This is a genomic window from Pseudomonas sp. LBUM1670, assembly GCF_059695695.1.
The window spans coordinates 3,344,178-3,361,666 of record NZ_CP166783.1 but is presented as its reverse complement, the minus strand read 5'-3'; the positions used below and the strand labels follow the sequence as shown (position 1 = coordinate 3,361,666).

Sequence of the window (17,489 nt, the reverse complement as noted above, 5' to 3'; positions counted from 1 at the left end):
TTCCCTCAGCCATTTTCAGTATAGACCCGGACTTCAGCCTTGTCGGGCCTTGACTCGCGATCGGGCATTGAGTTGATCGCACACGCGTTGGGCGTCTTCCTCACGATCGAAGCCGTCGCCGATGAAGCCATTGGTGCGAGTATCGGCGATGCGGAACCAACATTCAGCGTCAGGTGGCTGATGATCGACTTCCCCGGCTCGGCGGCCATGAATGACGATCTTGTTGCAGCGCTTCACAGCGAAAATGTCTTCCATGGCGTCACCGAAGCTGATTTCTATCACAACAACTATAGAAGCCATTTGCGATCGTGCAAAAAATGGACAGGTCAGTTCGTCGGTTGAGACGCCTCGATCATCCGTTCCAGGTACATCGCCAGCCCGACTTCTTCGGCCCTGAGGCCTTTACGGGTTCTCGGGCGCGGTAACTCCGCCAATGCCCCCAGCAGAAAACCGTCGAGTACCGCCGGGTGGATGTAGCACTTGCGACAGACCGCCGGGGTGTTGCCCAGTTGCCTGGCGACGTTCTTGACCATCTCCACCACATGGCGCTTGGCATCCGACTCCGGTTCCCACTGCAGTTTGCGCAGCATCGCCAGCGCCAATGCGCTGCCGGCCCAGGTGCGGTAATCCTTGGCGGTGAAGTCGGCGCCGGTGAGGGTTTGCAGGTAGGCATTCACGTCGGAGGAACTGACGGTGTGCCGCTCACCGTCTTCATCCAGATACTGAAACAGATTTTGCCCGGGAATTTCCTGGCAGCGTTTGATGATCCGCGCCAGGCGCCGGTCTTTCACGGTGATCTGGTGTTCGACACCGCTCTTGCCACGGAACTGGAACCGGATCGCACTGCCGTTGACCTCGACGTGACGGTTGCGCAGGGTCGTCAACCCATAGGAGCGATTGTCCCGCGCGTACTGCGTATTGCCGACCCGGATCAGCGTCGCATCGAGCAAGGTAATGACCGTGGCCATGACTTTGTCACGGCTGAAACCCGGCGCCTCCAACAGCGTTTCAAGCTGTTTGCGCAGCTTCGGCAGGGCGAGCCCGAAGTCCCGCAGCCGCGAGTACTTATCGGCATCGCGCACTTCACGCCAGCGCGGGTGATATCGGTATTGTTTGCGCCCCCGGGCATCGCGGCCGGTGGCTTGCAGATGCCCGCGCGGGTCGGCGCAGATCCATACGTCGATGTAGGCCGGGGGCACGGCGAGGGCGTTGATGCGTTTGATTTCATCCGGATCAGTGATGCGCTGACCCGTGGGATCGAAGTAGCAAAACTTGCCGCGCAATTTCTTGCGAGTGATGCCGGGCTGGGTGTCGTCGACGTAGTGCAGGTCGGGCGGCAGCACGTCGGGTAATGCGGAATCGGGCATGGCGGTAATCCTTGGCGACGAATCAGGGGCCGTTACAGGCATTGACCGCGCGCCGATGCAGACGTGCCAGCGGATTTACGCCAGCACCGCCACCGCCTTGATTTGCGCCCAGAGTTGCTGGCCAGCGTGCACGTTCAATTGATCCCGGGAGTAACGGGTGATCCGTGCCAGCAGCGGCGTGCCGGCCGCGTCCAGCCGGATCAGCACGTGGGCGGCGTTGTCCGCGCCCAGTTCACTGACCACCGTCACCGGTAGACGATTGAGGATGCTGCTGTGCTCGACGCTTTGCAGACTCAGGCTGACATCACGCGCCTGAACCTTGCAGCGAAGTGCCTGGCCGACCTCCATCGGCGTGTGAGTCACACGGATGTTCAGTGCGCTAGCCGGTAGTTGCAACGTCAGTAGCTGATAGTCGGCGTCATACGCACTGACATGGCCCTCGATCACTACGCCGGCGTCATCACCCAACGCCAGCGGCAAGTCGAGGCGGGCCAGGGTTGCACCGATGGCGCCGCTGGCCAGCGCCTTGCCGTTACTGAGCAGGACGATGTGGTCGGCCAGTCGCGCCACCTCATCCTGGGAATGACTGACGTACAGCAGCGGAATGTCCAGCTCATCGTGCAACCGTTGCAGGTACGGCAGGATTTCGCTCTTGCGTTGCGCATCCAGCGCCGCCAGCGGTTCGTCCATCAGCAACAGCTTCGGGCTGGTCAGCAGGGCGCGGGCGATGCCGATGCGCTGCCGTTCGCCGCCGGAAAGGTTGTGCGGGTGACGATCCAGCAGATGGCCAATGCCCAACAGTTCAGTCGCGTGAGCCATGTCGACCCGACGCTGTTGTTTCGGGATTCGCCGGAGACCGAATTGCAGATTCGCCAGCACCGACAGGTGCGGAAACAGACTGGCCTCCTGAAAGACATAACCGAGCGCGCGTTTGTGCGGCGCGACGAAAATCTTCCGGTCGCTGTCCTGCCAGACTTCATCGTTGACCTGGATAAAACCCTGTTCCGCACGTTCAAGGCCCGCAATGCAGCGCAGGCAGGTGGTTTTGCCCGAGCCGGAGTGACCGTAAAGCGCGGTGACGCCACGGCCCGGCAGTTGCAAATCCACATCCAGGGCGAACCTCGAGTAGTGCAGTTTCAGACGGGTATGAATCATCAATCAGCTCCAGCCTGCTTTGGTTTTGCGACTGGAGTAGAGCGCCAGTAACACGGCAAACGAGAACACCAGCATCGCCCCGGCCAGCCAATGGGCCTGGGCATATTCCATGGCCTCGACGTGATCGTAGATTTGCACCGAGACCACGCGGGTCTTGTCGGGAATGTTGCCGCCGATCATCAGCACCACGCCGAACTCGCCGACGGTGTGGGCAAAACCGAGAATCGCCGCCGTGATGAAACCCGGTCGGGCCAGCGGCAGGATCACACTGAAAAAGGTGTCCCAGGGATTGGCGCGCAAGGTCGCGGCCACTTCCAGCGGACGGGTGCCGATGGCAGAAAAAGCGTTCTGCAGCGGCTGGACCACGAACGGCATCGAGTAGAGCACCGAACCGATCACCAACCCGGCAAAACTGAACGTCAGGGTGCCGAGCCCCAGTGACTGGGTGAAGTGGCCGACAAAACCGTTGGGGCCGAGTGCCAGCAACAGATAAAAACCAATCACTGTGGGCGGCAACACCAGGGGCAGGGCGACAATCGCCCCGACCGGGCCGCGCAGCCAGGACTGGGTGCGCGACAGCCACAACGCAATCGGAGTGCCGATGATCAGCAGGATAACCGTCGTCAGGGACGCGAGTTTCAGGGTCAGCCAGATCGCGGAAAAGTCGGCGCTCGATAGGGTCATTAGAGTTGGTAACCGTAGGACTTGATGACAGCCGCGGCTTTCGGCCCCTTGAGGTAGTCAACCAATGCCTTGGCGGCCGGGTTGTCCTTGCCTTTGTTGAGGATCACCGCATCTTGTTTGATCGGCTCGTGCAGGTTGGCCGGAACGATCCACGCCGAACCGCTGGTGACTTTGCCGTCTTTGTAGATCTGTGACAAGGCGACGAAACCCAGTTCTGCGTTGCCGGTGGAAACGAACTGGTAAGCCTGAGTGATGTTCTGGCCTTCAACGATCTTGTCTTTGACCTTGTCGGTCAGGCCCAGCCTGGCCAGTACCTGGGTGGCGGCGAGGCCATAAGGTGCGGCTTTCGGGTTGGCGATCGACAGATGCTGGTACTGGTTGTCGCTCAACACTTTGCCCTTGGCATCGACATAACCTTCCTTGGCCGACCATAGCGCGAGGGTGCCGACGGCGTAGGTGAAGCGCGAGCCCTTGACCGTGTCGCCTTCGGTTTCGAGTTTTTGCGGGGTGGTGTCGTCCGCCGAGAGGAACACTTCGAACGGCGCGCCATTTTTGATCTGGGTGTAGAACTGGCCCGTTGCACCAAAGGAGGTGACCAGTTTGTGCCCGGTGTCTTTCTCGAAATCGGCAGCGATGGCCTGGATCGGCGCGGTGAAGTTGGCCGCGACAGCGACCTGGACTTCATCGGCCCGGGCAGCGCCGATGGCGAGCACCGCGAGCAGGCTCGCCAGGCAGGTTGGGGCAAAACGTGAGGCACGAATGGTCATGAAACGGCTCCGTGGCAGGCAAATACAGCGAGGGGGTGAAAACGCTATATAGTGGAATATATAGCGAAATGCCTGCAAACGGAATGTATTGAAATTGGATTGAATGGTGCGAATAAGTCTCTGTGGCGAGGGAGCTTGCTCCCGCTGGGGCGCGCAGCGGCCCTAAAAGTTTTGCGGCTGCTTCGCAACCGAGCGGGAGCAAGCTCCCTCGCCACAGGTGTTGTGTCTACCGGTGCAATAGTTTCGCCAATCCCTCTTCGGCCAGTCGCCGCGTCAGCTCCGCCGTCGTCATCTCAACTCCCAACGTAAAAGCCTGCCCGGCCCAAAGGTTGCTGAAATCCGCTTCCTCCTTAGCCCGCAGCGGCATCAACGCACCACCCGCCAACGGAAAGGCCGGTGCTTTATCGCTCATCGGCCCGAGTTCACGCATGACCCGATTCAGAATCCCCCGCGCCGGGCGTCCGGTAAAAAGATTAGTGACAGCGGTCTCGCTTTCCTTGGCCGTGCGCAACGCCTTGTGATGAGAGGCGCTGACCTTGGCCTCCGGCGTAAACAAATACGCCGTACCCACTTGCACCGCCGAAGCGCCCAACAGAAACGCCGCCGCGACACCTCGTGCATCGGCTATACCGCCGGCAGCAATGACCGGTACTTTCACCGCATCAACGATTTGCGGCACCAGCGCGAAGATACCCACCTGGCTGCTTAGATCGTCGCTGAGAAACATGCCCCGATGGCCACCGGCTTCGTAACCCATGGCGATAATCGCGTCACAGCCATGCTGCTCAAGCCAGATCGCTTCTTCGACGGTCGTGGCTGAAGACAGTACTTTTGCGCCGGTGGCCTTGACGCGATCCAGCAGGGATTTTTCCGGCAGGCCAAAGTGAAAGCTCACCACTTCGGGACGGAATTCTTCGATCACTTCGCAGGTCGCGTTGTCGAACGGCGCGCGGTTGGACACCGGCGTCGGCGCGTCGAAATCCACGCCCAGTTCCCGGTAGTAAGGTTCCAGCAGATTCTTCCAGTCCCGAGCGCGCTGCTCATCGGGGGCCGACGGTTGATGGCAGAAGAAGTTGACGTTGAACGGGCGCTGACTGTGTTGGCGGATCGTCTTCAATTCATCGCGCAACTGCTCGGTGCTCAACATGGCCGCGGGCATCGAACCCAGGCCACCTGCATTACTCGCCGCGATCACCATGGCTGTACCAGTGGCGCCAGCCATCGGGGCCTGGATGATGGGCAGTTCGATCCCAAGCAGATCAAGAATTCGGGTGTCTGGCCATTGGCTCATTTGCAAGGTTCTCCGTCGTCAAAACAGGGCAGGGGCGGTAGAACCGGATTTGTACCAGCAATGGCGGGCGCAGGACCAATCGAGTTTTTGCATGGGGTGTGGATCACCGGTAATGGCAGCGCCCGGATTGGCTTAAAGTCGGGTACGGCAAAAGGTTGCAGTGTGATATTCCAACTGCACCACAACTGAGTGATTCGATTAGGAGACGACAATGTTCCAAGGCATTTTGATCGACAAAGACGACAGCGGTTACCGGGCCACACTGCAAGCGATCAATGACGAGCAACTGCCCGAGGGCGATGTGACAGTGCGAGTGGCGTACAGCACGCTGAATTTCAAGGACGGTCTGGCGATCACCGGCAGCAGCCCGGTGGTGCGAAAATTCCCGATGGTGCCGGGCATCGATCTGGCGGGGACTGTCGAAGTCAGTGGGCATCCGGACTACAAGGTCGGTGATCAGGTCGTACTCAATGGCTGGGGTGTCGGCGAAGGGCATTGGGGTGGGCTGGCGCAGAAGGCACGTTTGAATGGCGATTGGCTGATTCCCTTGCCCCGGGAGTTCACGGCTGCCCAGGCAATGGCCATCGGCACGGCCGGCTACACGGCGATGCTGAGCATTCTGGCGCTGGAGCATAACGGCGTGACGCCCGAGCAGGGTGACGTCCTGGTCACGGGCGCCAATGGTGGTGTAGGCAGTTTCGCCATCGCGTTGCTGAGCAAGCTCGGTTACCGGGTGGTCGCGTCCACTGGCCGCACCTCCGAACACGCTTACCTCAAGCAATTGGGCGCCAGCGAAATCATCGACCGCGCCACGCTGTCCGAACCGGGCAAGCCGCTGGCGAAGGAGCGATGGGCGGCCGTGATCGACTCGGTCGGCAGTCACACCCTGGCCAACGCCTGTGCCAGCACGAAGGCCAACGGCACTGTTGCCGCGTGTGGTCTGGCGCAAGGCATGGACTTTCCGGCCTCCGTCGCCCCCTTCATTTTGCGTGGCGTGACCCTCGCCGGGATCAACAGCGTGACCCAGCCCAAAGCCAAACGCGTGCTCGCGTGGAGCCGACTGGCCAAGGATCTGGACTTCGCTTTGCTGCCACTGATCAGTCACGAAATCGGTTTGAGCGAAGCCATCGACGCTGCACCGCGTTTGCTCGCCGGTCAGTTGCGTGGAAGGGTGGTGGTGGATGTGAATCGCTAAAAGCAAAGATCGCAGCCTGCGGCAGCTCCTACATTGGATTGGCGTACATCCTGTAGGAGCTGCCGCAGGCTGCGATCTTTTGATCTTTTGATCTATTGGCCTTCACGCTCCAGCAACTGCCGCTTGCGCTCCACCCCCCAGCGATAGCCCGCCAGATTGCCGTCGCTGCGCACCACGCGGTGGCACGGGATCGCCACCGCCAGGCTGTTCGCGCCGCAGGCTTGAGCCACGGCACGCACCGCTTTCGGTGCGCCGATGCGCTGGGCGATTTCAGCGTAACTGGCGGTGCTGCCTGCAGGAATCTCCCGTAAGGCCTGCCAGACGCGCTCCTGAAACGCGGTGCCTTGAACGTCCAGCGGCAAATCCAGGCCGATGGCCGGGGCTTCGATAAAGCCGACGACTTTTGCGATCAGTTGCTCGAATTCATGATCAGCGCCAATCAGGTTGGCGCGTCGAAACTTGTCCTGCAGGTCGCACACCAGTTGGTGCGGATCATCACCCAGCAGAATCGCGCAAACACCGCGTACGCTTTGTGCCACCAGAATCGCCCCTAAAGAACACTGGCCGACGGCAAATCGAATGTCGTTGTTCTGACCTTTGGCGCGGTAATCACCGGGTTTCATACCCAGCAACTGATCCGCTGCCTCATAAAAACGGCTGTTGGAGTTGAAGCCGGCGTCATACAGCGCGTCGGTCACCGAACCTCCATCGGTCAATCGCGCACGCACCTTGCGCGAACGATGAGCCGTGGCGTAGCCCTTGGGTGTCAGTCCGGTCACGGTTTTAAACACCCGATGGAAGTGAAAACTGCTGAGTCCCGCAGCATCGGCCAATTCGCTCAATGCTGGCAGATGCTCGGCCATCTCGATCTGGCGACAAGCCGCGGCGACGGTCGCGGCATGTTGTGCGGCGACGTCACTTTGATCCTTTGCCGCTCGTTTGCTCGGGCGGTAACCCGCTGCCTGGGCCTGCTCGGCCGTGTCAAAGAATTCGACATTCTGCGGCTTCGGCAAACGCGCCAGACTGCTGGGGCGGCAGTAGATGCCGGTGGTTTTCACCGCATACACAAACTGCCCGTCAGCGCGGGGATCCCGGGCGACGACGGCGGCCCAGCGGGGATCGTTCTCGGTGGTTGTCATGGCTTCATGTCCGTTGACCGTTTGATTCAGGGTAACCAGCCGGCAGGGTCGTTGCACTCCGGGTCTTGCGGTCAAATTCTCGGGCTCATTGTGCGGTACGAAACGTGAAATTGATCCGTTGCTCGCCCATGCGTGGATGCTGCCCCTCCTTGATCGGCAAGACCCCGTGATAACGCAGGCGATCAACGCCGCCCCAGACCACGATATCGCCATGGAACACCGGCACTCGCTGGCTTTTGTCGCTGCGTTCAAAACCGCCAAACAGGAACATCGCCGGCAAGCCGAGCGACACCGAAACGATCGGCGCTGCGTAGGACGCTTCGTCCTTGTCCTGGTGCAAGGACATCTTCGCGCCGGGAATATAGCGGTTGATCAGGCAGGAATCGGGTACGAAATCGGCAAAACCGGCTTCCAGCGCCGCCGCTTGTGCGAGCGCAAAAAACACCTGCGGCATTTCCGGCCAGGGGGCATCGGTCCGGGGATCATGACGGGAATAGCGATAACCGCTGCGGTCGGTGGTCCAGCCCCATGTGCCGCAACTGCTCATGGCCGCTGACATGGTAAAGCCGCCGGGCGTGACCATCTGCCGAAACGGCGCTGCCACCAGCACCGTTTCCAATGCGGGCAGCAACTGTTCCAGCCAGGGCAGGGCGAAGCCTCTCAAGACGTAGGACTGTTCGCCAATTTGCTCGCGCCGAGGCTGCTGCTCGGGCTCCGAATCGGCAAACAGATCGAAAGTGGTCGGATTCATAAAGTCATAACGCGTCGTGAAAGATGATTCCAAGGGTATGCCGTTTTCCGCTGTGCAGGCGACTCACGCCGTGGCGCAGGGTGACCCGGTAATAGCCACTAACGCCTTTGACCGGTCGCTGATTGACGGCAAAGATCACCGCGTCACCCTTTTTCAATCCAATGACCTGGGGGCGCGACTGCATCCGGGGACGTTGCTCGGTCAGTACAAACTCGCCGCCGGTGAAATCTTCGTCCGGCGCTGACAGAAGAATCGCCACTTGCAGCGGAAATACATGTTCGCCGTACAGATCCTGATGCAGGCAGTTGTAGTCCTGTGGCCCATATTGCAGCAACAACGGCGTTGGACGCACCTGACCGGCGGCATGACAGCGCTCAAGAAACGCCGCATGCCTTGCAGGGAAACGGACCGGCAAGTCCATTTGCTCGTACCAGCGGTTGGCGATCGGCACCAACCGAGGGTAGAGCGCATGGCGCAATGTGGCGACGACGTCTGGCAGCGGATACCTGAAGTATTTGTATTCGCCACGGCCGAAGCCGTGACGCGCCATCATCACTTGCGAGCGAAACGGTTCAGGTCGGGCGTACAACGCGCTGATGTCATCGCACGTCTCGCTGCTGATCAGCGAGCGGATGACCGCGCAGCCATCCTGATCCAGTTGCCGCTCCAGCGCTGCCCAGTCGAATGCATCCAGAAACTGCTCGATCATTGCAGCGCCTCACGTTCCAGCAGTTGCCGTTTGCGTTCCAGGCCCCAGCGGTAACCGCCGAGGCTGCCGTCCTGACGCAGGACCCGATGGCACGGCACGATGACCGCCAGCGGGTTCGCGCCGCAGGCATTGGCCACGGCGCGAAAGGCTTTGGGTTGCCCCAGTTGCCGGGCGATCTCCTGGTAGCTGGCGGTTTTGCCGAGCGGGATCTGGCGCAGGGCCTCCCAGACCCGTCGTTGAAAAGCGCTGCCCGCCAGATCCAGCGGCAGATCGAGCTCGGCCAGAGGATTGTCGAGATAGCCAAGGATGTGTTCCAGCGCAGGCATCAAGCCTTCATCACGTTGGGGCGTTGGTTGGCCGGGGAACCGCCGCGCAAGATCACGCTCCAGCGTCGCCAGGTCATCACCGAGCAGCAATGCGCAAAGACCTTGCGCGCTGGAGGCCAGCAGCAAGGTGCCAAGGCTGGACGTGCCGCTGATGAAACGAATCGGGGAAGCAGACATGTTCTGACTCCTTAACCAAAGGTTGAGGTGGCCAGTCTAGGGAGCGCTGCCTTCGTGAACTCTCCGGCGCTTGTGGTCGAATTCAACGGACGGAGCAGACATCCACATTGTCGCTCCGGATCCCGTTACAGCGCTTTGCTGACGCTGATATCGCTGATGACGTCTTCGCCCTGGCCATGAATGGCGTCCAGCGCGGCTCTGGCTTCTGCTTTGGTGCCGTTTTCAAGCTGGGCAAATTCGAAGCGGCGTTCGCCGTTGAGTTTGTATTTGATGACGTACTTGGTCGTTTGGGCCACGGTCATTCCTGCTTATGTTCGAGTGGGGTGTCGCTCAGCTCAGTTTCGTGGTGGAGCGGCGGATAATCTTGATGGAGTGAGTCAGGGTCGGTTTGCGGGTCACGCTGATCGGCCGACGGTTGACGGTGTCGATGGTGATGTTCCAGAAACCGGTGCTCGGCGCAGTGATGCGGGCCGGGAAGGTGTCGAACGCACCGCCATGGTAAGTGTGACGGCCGCCATTCTTGAAGCTGCGGAAATTGGCGTCGTTCATCAAGCGGATGTTGCACATTTGGGAGCACTGGATGACGACGATGTCGTCTTCATTGAGGTGCTCGCGCTGGTGGATAAATTTCATGAGGCGCCTCCAGAAGGGCTTTTTCTACAAAATCAAAACGATAGCATGGGCGATTGGCGCAGTTTATCAGCCCGAACAGGTTATTATCCGGTCGTCGGGGTGCGCTTTGACAATTAAAAACAGTTATTCGGAATTCCATAAGCGATAAAAGCAGTGAGCCTCGGAGAAAACCAGCATTTGTGCTGTCGGAGGGTCTTTACCGGAGGTTTTGTATGAAGTGGGGTGCGTGGGTCTTGCCGTTTGCATTAGCCATAAGTGGTTGTGCGAGTGTCTCGGAAATCAACGAGTCGCTGCCCACCATGAACGTGATTTCCGGCAAGAAGCCCAATGAATATGCGCAATGCCTGACCGAGAAACTGGCCAGCAGCCGTGGTGCCCTGCAAATCGAGCCACAGGAGAAAGAAGGTGTGCGGGTCATCGTGCCACAGAAGTTCTCGTCGGGACCGGCGGCCGTATTCGATATTGAAGAGCGCTCCAGCGGCAGCAGCATCAAGCTGCATGAACGTATTTCCAATGTGCCATTGCGCCCGATGGATGTGCGCAATGCCGCCACTGCGTGCATTTCCGGCTGATAGAATAGCGACAGTCAGCATCGATGCCGTCAAAGCAACGCTTTGGCGGCATTGTCATTTCTGGAGTCGAGCATGAAGCGAGAGCAGGTACGGGAGCGGCATGCAGAGGGTCATATCTCTGCCACTCATGTGATTCAGAATCCGGCGGACCCGGAGGAATGGATTGTGTTTTTCAAGAAAAGCGCCGGGCGCAGTTATTTTCTGGTGGATGACAACGATGAAGTCGAATCCTTTGGCCGCCTCGACGATCTGATCGAGACGGTGCGCGGTCTCGGGATCAAATTCGCTGAAATTCATATGTAGGGCACGAGTGCCTTACTTGCAGACCACCACGACGCTGCGGTTTTTGTAATTGCCCACATCGACGCCGAGGGTCTTGTCACTTTCCTTGGTTGAAGGTGTGCCGTCGGTGCCAACGATTCGATAGCCGGTGCCGGCGCACGAAGCATCGGCTTTTTCATAGCAGGTAGCCCAGGAATTGGCTTCCCCCGAACAGTCGATGGCCAGTCCTTGCTCGCCGTTGTTCAGGAAGGTGGTTTCGGAAGTGGCGCAACCGCTCAGGGCGAGGATCGCAATCAGGGGCAAAAATTTAGTCATGTTGTGGTCGTCGTCAGGATAATGGGGCTAAGCCTGTGACAGCGCCGGAATCAAAAGGTTATAGCGAAAGGCCACTTCGTTACAGGCCATCGCAAAAAAAGCCCTGCGCGAGGCAGGGCATGGTCAGGCAAGTCGGCTTCAGATCAGGTCTTGTCTTTGCCGCGGCGTTTGGGGGCCGGGTGTTCCAGCTCCAATACGGACGCCACTTCAATCGCCAACGCTTCGGTCGGGAATGGCCCGGCGATATTCTCGCCGCTGACGCCGGCTACCCACCACTGGCCGTCTTTCGCCTGATTGATCAGGAAACCGTTGACACTTTTTGCTACCGACATCTATCTGCCTCGTTGGCTGGTTCAATTGCGCAATGATAGCGCCAATTGCGCTCAACCGGTGCTGATGGGCGTATGGTGGTGCGAATCTGTGGGTGGCAGATTCGTCGGCGCCGGTCGGAATCTCTGCTATCTATAAAGGGCGACGGAACGATCTGCGGAACTATCCGCGAGAATATTTCTCTATGATGGCATCGGTTAGCCAGCGCAGGGCATTGTAAGGTGCTCGCGGCCTGATTAGACTGCGCCGAAACTCGTACACACAGCCCTTTTAAGGACTTATATGATCAAGAAATGCTTGTTCCCAGCAGCCGGTTACGGTACTCGCTTCCTGCCAGCGACTAAAGCCATGCCCAAAGAAATGCTGCCGGTGGTAAACAAGCCACTGATCCAGTACGGCGTCGAAGAAGCACTGGACGCTGGTTTGACCGAAATCTCCATCGTCACCGGCCGCGGCAAGCGTGCTCTGGAAGACCACTTCGACATCAGCTACGAGCTGGAAAACCAGATCAAGGGCACCGACAAGGAAAAGTACCTGGTCGGCATCCGCAAACTGCTCGACGAGTGCTCGTTCTCCTACACCCGTCAGACTGAAATGAAAGGTCTGGGCCACGCGATCCTGACCGGTCGCCCGCTGATCGGCGACGAACCTTTCGCTGTGGTGTTGGCGGACGACTTGTGCGTTAACCTCGAAGGCGACGGCGTACTGACCCAGATGGTCAAGCTGTACGAACAGTATCGCTGCACCATCGTCGCGATCCAGGAAGTGGATCCGCAGGAAACCAACAAGTACGGCGTGATCGCTGGCGAGCTGATCGCTGATGACCTTTACCGCGTGCGTAACATGGTCGAAAAACCGGCACCGGAAGATGCTCCGTCGAACCTGGCGATCATCGGTCGTTACATCCTGACTCCGGACATTTTCGAGCTGATCAAGCAAACCGAGCCAGGCAAAGGCGGCGAGATCCAGATCACCGACGCCCTGATGAAGCAGGCGAAGAACGGTTGCGTGATTGCCTATAAATTCAAGGGCACGCGTTTCGACTGCGGTGGCGCCGAAGGCTACATCGACGCGACCAACTTCTGCTTCGAGAACTTCTACAAGACGGGCAAGGCTTACTGATAGCGTTTGATCTGCTTGTACTGAAAAGCCACCTTCGGGTGGCTTTTTCATTTTCCGGCCCCATATCGTTTGCAGCGCTTGCCCAACGGACGTCTGCGGGTATGCTGTTTGCCTGCCGAGGAGATTGAAAATGGCCTTTGATTTTGACCTTTATGTGATTGGCGCCGGTTCCGGCGGTGTGCGGGCTGCGCGATTCGCGGCCGGGTTTGGCGCGAAAGTGGCCGTGGCCGAGAGTCGCTACCTGGGCGGCACCTGTGTGAACGTCGGCTGCGTGCCGAAGAAATTGCTGGTCTACGGCGCGCATTTCGCCGAAGACTTCGAGCAGTCTTCCGGGTTCGGCTGGACGCCGGGTGAAGCACAGTTCGATTGGGCAACGCTGATCGCCAACAAGGATCGCGAGATCAATCGCCTGAACGGCATCTACCGCAACCTGCTGGTCAACAGTGGTGTGACCCTGCATGAAGGCCACGCCAAAATCGTTGACCCCAATACCGTCGAGATCAATGGCGAACGTTTTACTGCGAAGAACATCCTGATTGCTACTGGCGGCTGGCCGCAGATCCCGGAAATTCCGGGGCACGAGCATGCGATCAGTTCCAACCAGGCGTTCTTCCTCAAAGCGTTGCCAAAACGCGTGCTGGTCGTGGGCGGGGGTTACATTGCCGTCGAGTTCGCCGGGATTTTCCACGGCCTGGGCGCAGAGACCACGTTGCTGTATCGCGGTGACCTGTTCCTGCGCGGCTTCGACGGTGCAGTGCGCAAGCACTTGCAGGAAGAACTGACCAAGCGTGGCATGGACCTGCAATTCAATGCCGACATCGAGCGCATTGAAAAGCTGGCCGACGGCAGTCTGAAAGTGACGCTCAAGGACGGTCGCCAACTGGAAGCCGACTGCGTGTTCTACGCCACCGGCCGCCGCCCGATGCTGGACAACCTCGGGCTGGAAAACACCGGCGTCAAACTCGACAAAAAAGGTTTCGTCGAAGTGGACGAGCAATACCAGACCGCCGAACCGTCGATCCTGGCCCTTGGCGATGTGATTGGTCGGGTCCAGCTCACCCCGGTCGCACTGGCCGAAGGCATGGCTGTTGCGCGGCGCTTGTTCAAGCCTGAGCAGTATCGTCCGGTGGATTACAAGATGATCCCGACAGCTGTGTTCAGCTTGCCAAACATCGGCACCGTTGGCATGACCGAGGAAGAGGCTCGCGAAGCCGGTCACGACGTGGTGATCTTCGAAAGCCGCTTCCGCCCGATGAAGCTGACCCTGACGGAATGCCAGGAACGCACACTGATGAAGCTCGTGGTGGACGGCAAAACCGACAAGGTGCTGGGTTGCCACATGGTCGGGCCGGATGCCGGCGAGATCGTGCAAGGTCTGGCAATCGCCTTGAAGGCGGGCGCCACCAAGCGTGACTTCGACGAAACCATCGGCGTGCACCCGACGGCCGCCGAAGAGTTCGTCACCATGCGTACGCCGGTCGCGGGTTAATCGGCCATGGCTGTGTCTGGCGCTGTCGCCAGACGCACATGCCTTTCCTGTAGGAGCGAGCTTGCTCGCGAAAAAACCAAGGGCGCCGCCGGGCATCTGATTTTACGCGTTATCGTTTACGTCCATCGCGAGCAAGCTCGCTCCTACAGGGGGGCTTGGTGCGCGTTCCTCAAGCGCTGCCTGGGCCTTGCTCAATTCGATTTCCAGCGACTTTTTGATCTGTGACTGCTCCTCGACACTCTGTTTCAGCGACTGGCTTTCCAGCAGTGCTGCACGCAAGCGTTCCTGGAGGAGGGTGCGTTCGCTGTCGATACGGTTGACCTGTTCCAGCAACTGATCCTGGCGGGTATGGGTCTGCTTGAGCTGTTCCTGCAACAGGCTCAGTTCCCGCAGCGTGCCACGGTTTTCAGTCAGCAAACGTTCGTTGTCACGGTGCAGCTGGGTGATTTCATCCTGACGGACAAGGGCGTTTTGCTGCGCCTGGCGCAATTCCATTTGAATCTGCTGCACCTGACCTTCGTGACGTCGTTGCTCCTGTTCGCGCTGCTCTTTGACGGCATTGCGATAGTGTTCCAGCGCATCGCGGGCGTGCAGGTGCTTTTCTTCAAGGGAGCGGATCTGCTCGTCCTTGTCATTCAAGCGTAACTCGAAGTCAGCCAGCGCCTGGTTCAGTCCGGCGTTGCGGGTTTGCTCGGTCTGCAGCATGGATTGAGTGTTTTGCAGGGTGTCGGATTCCTGCGTCAGCGCCAGGGTTTGAAGCTCGTACTGCTGCTGTAATTCGCTGTGGGCTTCTTGCGCGTTGCTCAGCTGGATTTCCAGCTCTTTTCGTTGTTGCTCGAACTGCGCACAAGCCTGATCGATGGGCTCTTGCGCCTGTTCCTTGAGGCGTTGCGCGAGGCGAGAGACCAGCCCTGTCAGCTCGTCATCAATGGGTTCGGAGGAGGGCGCGGCGGGTTCGATACCGTCATCCAGTTCCTTCAAATACCGGTGAATGGTGGTTTTTGAACCGGTGTTGCCCATCTCGATGCGTACAGCGTCGATGCTCGGGTGTTCGCCACGGGCGAGGATTGCCAGGCGCGCCGTTTGAACCACTGCTTTGTTGATACCGCCACGAGCCATGTGTTCTCCTACGATTTCGTACTGTGGTACGTACCACAAAAGTACGCAGTGTACCATGCATGCAAAAAATGGAAAAAGTGTAAATTATTGATACGGGATATACTGGTATTACCCCGTGTGATAACGATCCTGAAGTGTTCGCAGCTCCATTCCCGTACACGACCCTCTTGTAGGAGCGAGCTTGCTCGCGAAAAACCTCCAGGCAATTGCGTTCATTCAGGCAGTCAGCGTCAACGTTTACGTCCATCGCGAGCAAGCTCGCTCCTACAGTAGTCACCGCCATGAGCGATCTGGATCGATACCTGCAAGCCGCCACGCGCGACAACACCCGTCGTAGCTATCGAGCGGCCATCGAGCATTTCGAAGTGGTTTGGGGCGGCTTTCTGCCAGCCACTGCCGACAGCGTTGCGCGCTATCTGGTGGCGTATGCGGGCGAGTTATCGATCAATACGTTGAAGTTGCGCTTGTCGGCGCTGGCGCAGTGGCATAACAGCCAGGGGTTTGCCGATCCCACCAAGGTGCCCGTTGTGCGCAAAGTGTTCAAAGGCATTCGCGCGTTGCACCCGGCGCAGGAGAAACAGGCCGAACCGTTGCAGCTTCAACATCTGGAGCAGGTGGTGGCCTGGCTTGAGCAGGAAGCACAAATCGCCAAATCACAAAACGATCAACCGACTCTGTTAAGAGCCCGGCGCGATATGGCGCTGATCCTGTTGGGCTTCTGGCGCGGTTTCCGTAGCGACGAGTTGTGTCGCCTACAGATCGAGCACGTTCAGGCCAGCGCCGGCTCAGGCATCACTCTGTATCTGCCACGCAGCAAGAGCGACCGCGAAAACCTCGGCAAGACTTACCAGACGCCGGCGTTGCAGCGATTGTGCCCGGTGCAGGCGTACATCGCCTGGATGACCGAGGCCGCATTGGTGCGCGGGCCGGTGTTCCGTGGAATTGACCGTTGGGGGCATCTGAGCGAGGAGGGGCTGCACGCCAACAGCGTGATCCCGTTGTTGCGCCAGGCACTGGAACGCGCTGGCATTCCCGCCGAGCACTACACCAGCCATTCGTTGCGACGCGGCTTCGCCTCTTGGGCCCATCAGAGTGGCTGGGACTTGAAGTCGTTGATGAGCTACGTGGGTTGGAAAGACATGAAGTCCGCCATGCGTTACATCGAGGCCAGCCCATTCTTCGGCATGACCCGCCTCGCCGAAAGGCCGCTGACCCCGGATCTGTAGGAGCGAGCTTGCTCGCGATGGACGCTAACGATAATGCGCGCTTCCTGAAAGTACGCGGCGCCCTCAAGTCCATCGCGAGCAAGCTCGCTCCTACAGAGTTCCTGGATATCGTTTCCTTCTATTAATACTACCGGCTAATAGCGAAAACCCATCAGCAGCATCAAGTTTGCCAATGAGCCATCCGTCCGTCGAGTGGGTAGAGTTCACCCCATCAACTTCTTAACCCCTGATGGAGAGTCAACGATGCCTATCATCAACAGCCAAGTTAAACCGTTCAAAGCTACCGCCTACAAAAATGGCGACTTCGTACAAGTGTCGGACGCTGACCTGAAAGGCAAGTGGTCTGTCGTGTTCTTCTACCCGGCCGACTTCACCTTCGTTTGCCCGACCGAACTGGAAGACCTGGCTGACAACTACGACGCGTTCCAGAAACTGGGCGTCGAAATCTACAGCGTTTCCACTGACACCCACTTTGCCCACGCTGCCTGGCACAACACTTCGCCAGCCATCGGCAAAATCCAGTACACCATGATCGGCGACCCGACCCACGCTATCTCCCGCAACTTCGACGTGCTGATCGAAGAAGCCGGTCTGGCTGACCGTGGCACCTTCGTGATCAACCCTGAAGGCCAGATCAAAATCGTTGAACTGAACGATGGCGGCGTTGGCCGTGACGCTTCCGAGCTGCTGCGCAAAATCAAGGCTGCTCAGTACGTCGCTGCTCACCCAGGCCAGGTTTGCCCAGCCAAGTGGAAAGAAGGCGAGGCCACCCTGGCTCCGTCGCTGGACCTGGTCGGCAAGATCTAAGTCTGTGACACGCAACTCAGGGCGGAGCTCCGC

Annotated in this window: 22 protein-coding genes; 7 read left to right on the top strand and 15 right to left on the bottom strand. The window is 59.0% G+C overall.

Annotation, left to right across the window (positions count from 1 at the left end):
- Window positions 1-33: 33 nt before the first annotated feature.
- The 6 genes from ACA073_RS15200 to ACA073_RS15175 form a co-directional block, all read right to left on the bottom strand.
- The gene (locus tag ACA073_RS15200; protein WP_497404108.1) at window positions 34-255 is read right to left on the bottom strand and encodes a hypothetical protein; all 222 of its coding nucleotides are present in this window, start codon (window positions 253-255) and stop codon (window positions 34-36) included.
- A gap of 71 nt (window positions 256-326) precedes the next feature.
- A complete protein-coding gene (locus tag ACA073_RS15195) occupies window positions 327-1,367 on the bottom strand; it encodes a DNA topoisomerase IB (RefSeq protein WP_497397365.1) in 1,041 nt (346 codons plus the stop codon).
- A gap of 75 nt (window positions 1,368-1,442) precedes the next feature.
- Window positions 1,443-2,522 (bottom strand): molybdenum ABC transporter ATP-binding protein, encoded by a 1,080-nt coding sequence (modC, locus tag ACA073_RS15190; protein WP_497397363.1) that lies wholly within the window; start codon window positions 2,520-2,522, stop codon window positions 1,443-1,445.
- 3 nt (window positions 2,523-2,525) lie between these two features.
- Window positions 2,526-3,206, bottom strand: a complete 681-nt coding sequence (modB, locus tag ACA073_RS15185; RefSeq protein ID WP_497397360.1) for a molybdate ABC transporter permease subunit — start codon at window positions 3,204-3,206, stop codon at window positions 2,526-2,528.
- On the bottom strand, window positions 3,206-3,973 hold the full coding sequence (gene modA / locus ACA073_RS15180) for a molybdate ABC transporter substrate-binding protein (RefSeq protein WP_497397358.1): 768 nt from the start codon (window positions 3,971-3,973) through the stop codon (window positions 3,206-3,208). Before modA ends, modB begins: the two co-directional genes overlap by 1 nt.
- A 226-nt stretch (window positions 3,974-4,199) precedes the next feature.
- Window positions 4,200-5,264 carry an NAD(P)H-dependent flavin oxidoreductase gene (locus ACA073_RS15175; protein WP_497397356.1) on the bottom strand — a complete coding sequence of 355 codons (1,065 nt, stop codon included), beginning with the start codon at window positions 5,262-5,264 and terminating at the stop codon, window positions 4,200-4,202.
- Window positions 5,265-5,475: 211 nt separating this feature from the next.
- Between ACA073_RS15175 and acuI the strand changes: the two genes are divergently transcribed.
- Complete coding sequence (gene acuI / locus ACA073_RS15170) at window positions 5,476-6,459, top strand: acrylyl-CoA reductase (NADPH) (protein ID WP_497397354.1); 984 nt, start codon at window positions 5,476-5,478, stop codon at window positions 6,457-6,459.
- A 92-nt stretch (window positions 6,460-6,551) separates the two neighbouring features.
- Here the strand turns inward: acuI and ada are convergent, their stop codons facing one another.
- The 6 genes from ada to ACA073_RS15140 all read right to left on the bottom strand — a co-directional run bounded on the left by ada (window position 6,552) and on the right by ACA073_RS15140 (window position 10,194).
- A complete protein-coding gene (gene ada / locus ACA073_RS15165; RefSeq protein ID WP_497397352.1) occupies window positions 6,552-7,598 on the bottom strand; it encodes a bifunctional DNA-binding transcriptional regulator/O6-methylguanine-DNA methyltransferase Ada in 1,047 nt (348 codons plus the stop codon).
- A gap of 85 nt (window positions 7,599-7,683) precedes the next feature.
- A complete protein-coding gene (gene alkB, locus ACA073_RS15160; protein ID WP_497397350.1) occupies window positions 7,684-8,349 on the bottom strand; it encodes a DNA oxidative demethylase AlkB in 666 nt (221 codons plus the stop codon).
- A gap of 4 nt (window positions 8,350-8,353) precedes the next feature.
- On the bottom strand, window positions 8,354-9,058 hold the full coding sequence (locus ACA073_RS15155) for a 2OG-Fe(II) oxygenase (RefSeq protein WP_497397348.1): 705 nt from the start codon (window positions 9,056-9,058) through the stop codon (window positions 8,354-8,356).
- Window positions 9,055-9,561 (bottom strand): methylated-DNA--[protein]-cysteine S-methyltransferase, encoded by a 507-nt coding sequence (locus ACA073_RS15150; RefSeq protein WP_497397346.1) that lies wholly within the window; start codon window positions 9,559-9,561, stop codon window positions 9,055-9,057. Before ACA073_RS15150 ends, ACA073_RS15155 begins: the two co-directional genes overlap by 4 nt.
- A gap of 125 nt (window positions 9,562-9,686) precedes the next feature.
- Entirely contained in the window at window positions 9,687-9,857 is a 171-nt protein-coding gene (locus tag ACA073_RS15145) for a hypothetical protein (protein WP_497404242.1), read from the bottom strand.
- A 34-nt stretch (window positions 9,858-9,891) separates the two neighbouring features.
- Window positions 9,892-10,194, bottom strand: a complete 303-nt coding sequence (locus ACA073_RS15140) for a DUF1883 domain-containing protein (RefSeq protein ID WP_028620033.1) — start codon at window positions 10,192-10,194, stop codon at window positions 9,892-9,894.
- Between the two features lie 212 nt (window positions 10,195-10,406).
- Between ACA073_RS15140 and ACA073_RS15135 the strand changes: the two genes are divergently transcribed.
- Window positions 10,407-10,766 (top strand): hypothetical protein, encoded by a 360-nt coding sequence (locus tag ACA073_RS15135; RefSeq protein ID WP_497397344.1) that lies wholly within the window; start codon window positions 10,407-10,409, stop codon window positions 10,764-10,766.
- A gap of 72 nt (window positions 10,767-10,838) precedes the next feature.
- The gene (locus ACA073_RS15130) at window positions 10,839-11,069 is read left to right on the top strand and encodes a hypothetical protein (RefSeq protein WP_497397342.1); all 231 of its coding nucleotides are present in this window, start codon (window positions 10,839-10,841) and stop codon (window positions 11,067-11,069) included.
- Between the two features lie 12 nt (window positions 11,070-11,081).
- On the opposite strand, the gene ACA073_RS15125 is transcribed toward ACA073_RS15130, so the two are convergent.
- Window positions 11,082-11,363, bottom strand: coding sequence for a hypothetical protein (locus ACA073_RS15125; RefSeq protein WP_497397340.1), 282 nt, complete (start codon window positions 11,361-11,363; stop codon window positions 11,082-11,084).
- Window positions 11,364-11,506: 143 nt separating this feature from the next.
- On the bottom strand, window positions 11,507-11,695 hold the full coding sequence (locus ACA073_RS15120) for a hypothetical protein (RefSeq protein ID WP_497397338.1): 189 nt from the start codon (window positions 11,693-11,695) through the stop codon (window positions 11,507-11,509).
- 280 nt (window positions 11,696-11,975) lie between these two features.
- Here ACA073_RS15120 and galU point away from each other — a divergent pair, with 280 nt between their 5' ends.
- Both galU and gorA read left to right on the top strand, forming a co-directional pair.
- The gene (gene galU / locus ACA073_RS15115; protein ID WP_497397336.1) at window positions 11,976-12,815 is read left to right on the top strand and encodes a UTP--glucose-1-phosphate uridylyltransferase GalU; all 840 of its coding nucleotides are present in this window, start codon (window positions 11,976-11,978) and stop codon (window positions 12,813-12,815) included.
- A gap of 130 nt (window positions 12,816-12,945) precedes the next feature.
- Entirely contained in the window at window positions 12,946-14,304 is a 1,359-nt protein-coding gene (gorA, locus tag ACA073_RS15110) for a glutathione-disulfide reductase (RefSeq protein WP_497397334.1), read from the top strand.
- Between the two features lie 102 nt (window positions 14,305-14,406).
- Here the strand turns inward: gorA and ACA073_RS15105 are convergent, their stop codons facing one another.
- Window positions 14,407-15,423: a DNA-binding protein gene (locus tag ACA073_RS15105; protein WP_497397332.1), complete on the bottom strand. Its 1,017-nt coding sequence runs from the start codon at window positions 15,421-15,423 to the stop codon at window positions 14,407-14,409.
- Between the two features lie 281 nt (window positions 15,424-15,704).
- Here ACA073_RS15105 and ACA073_RS15100 point away from each other — a divergent pair, with 281 nt between their 5' ends.
- Window positions 15,705-16,649, top strand: a complete 945-nt coding sequence (locus tag ACA073_RS15100) for a site-specific integrase (RefSeq protein ID WP_497397330.1) — start codon at window positions 15,705-15,707, stop codon at window positions 16,647-16,649.
- A 243-nt stretch (window positions 16,650-16,892) separates the two neighbouring features.
- Entirely contained in the window at window positions 16,893-17,456 is a 564-nt protein-coding gene (gene ahpC / locus ACA073_RS15095) for an alkyl hydroperoxide reductase subunit C (protein ID WP_008155117.1), read from the top strand.
- Window positions 17,457-17,489 lie beyond the last annotated feature (33 nt).

Excerpts from the sequence above, each read along its gene's own strand:
- ACA073_RS15200 (WP_497404108.1), bottom strand. The coding sequence starts at position 255 with ATGGAAGACATTTTCGCTGTGAAGCGCTGCAACAAGATCGTCATTCAT.
- ACA073_RS15195 (WP_497397365.1), bottom strand. The coding sequence starts at position 1,367 with ATGCCCGATTCCGCATTACCCGACGTGCTGCCGCCCGACCTGCACTAC.
- modC (WP_497397363.1), bottom strand. The coding sequence starts at position 2,522 with ATGATTCATACCCGTCTGAAACTGCACTACTCGAGGTTCGCCCTGGAT.
- modB (WP_497397360.1), bottom strand. The coding sequence starts at position 3,206 with ATGACCCTATCGAGCGCCGACTTTTCCGCGATCTGGCTGACCCTGAAA.
- modA (WP_497397358.1), bottom strand. The coding sequence starts at position 3,973 with ATGACCATTCGTGCCTCACGTTTTGCCCCAACCTGCCTGGCGAGCCTG.
- ACA073_RS15175 (WP_497397356.1), bottom strand. The coding sequence starts at position 5,264 with ATGAGCCAATGGCCAGACACCCGAATTCTTGATCTGCTTGGGATCGAA.
- acuI (WP_497397354.1), top strand. The coding sequence starts at position 5,476 with ATGTTCCAAGGCATTTTGATCGACAAAGACGACAGCGGTTACCGGGCC.
- ada (WP_497397352.1), bottom strand. The coding sequence starts at position 7,598 with ATGACAACCACCGAGAACGATCCCCGCTGGGCCGCCGTCGTCGCCCGG.
- alkB (WP_497397350.1), bottom strand. The coding sequence starts at position 8,349 with ATGAATCCGACCACTTTCGATCTGTTTGCCGATTCGGAGCCCGAGCAG.
- ACA073_RS15155 (WP_497397348.1), bottom strand. The coding sequence starts at position 9,058 with ATGATCGAGCAGTTTCTGGATGCATTCGACTGGGCAGCGCTGGAGCGG.
- ACA073_RS15150 (WP_497397346.1), bottom strand. The coding sequence starts at position 9,561 with ATGTCTGCTTCCCCGATTCGTTTCATCAGCGGCACGTCCAGCCTTGGC.
- ACA073_RS15140 (WP_028620033.1), bottom strand. The coding sequence starts at position 10,194 with ATGAAATTTATCCACCAGCGCGAGCACCTCAATGAAGACGACATCGTC.
- ACA073_RS15135 (WP_497397344.1), top strand. The coding sequence starts at position 10,407 with ATGAAGTGGGGTGCGTGGGTCTTGCCGTTTGCATTAGCCATAAGTGGT.
- ACA073_RS15130 (WP_497397342.1), top strand. The coding sequence starts at position 10,839 with ATGAAGCGAGAGCAGGTACGGGAGCGGCATGCAGAGGGTCATATCTCT.
- ACA073_RS15125 (WP_497397340.1), bottom strand. The coding sequence starts at position 11,363 with ATGACTAAATTTTTGCCCCTGATTGCGATCCTCGCCCTGAGCGGTTGC.
- ACA073_RS15120 (WP_497397338.1), bottom strand. The coding sequence starts at position 11,695 with ATGTCGGTAGCAAAAAGTGTCAACGGTTTCCTGATCAATCAGGCGAAA.
- galU (WP_497397336.1), top strand. The coding sequence starts at position 11,976 with ATGATCAAGAAATGCTTGTTCCCAGCAGCCGGTTACGGTACTCGCTTC.
- gorA (WP_497397334.1), top strand. The coding sequence starts at position 12,946 with ATGGCCTTTGATTTTGACCTTTATGTGATTGGCGCCGGTTCCGGCGGT.
- ACA073_RS15105 (WP_497397332.1), bottom strand. The coding sequence starts at position 15,423 with ATGGCTCGTGGCGGTATCAACAAAGCAGTGGTTCAAACGGCGCGCCTG.
- ACA073_RS15100 (WP_497397330.1), top strand. The coding sequence starts at position 15,705 with ATGAGCGATCTGGATCGATACCTGCAAGCCGCCACGCGCGACAACACC.
- ahpC (WP_008155117.1), top strand. The coding sequence starts at position 16,893 with ATGCCTATCATCAACAGCCAAGTTAAACCGTTCAAAGCTACCGCCTAC.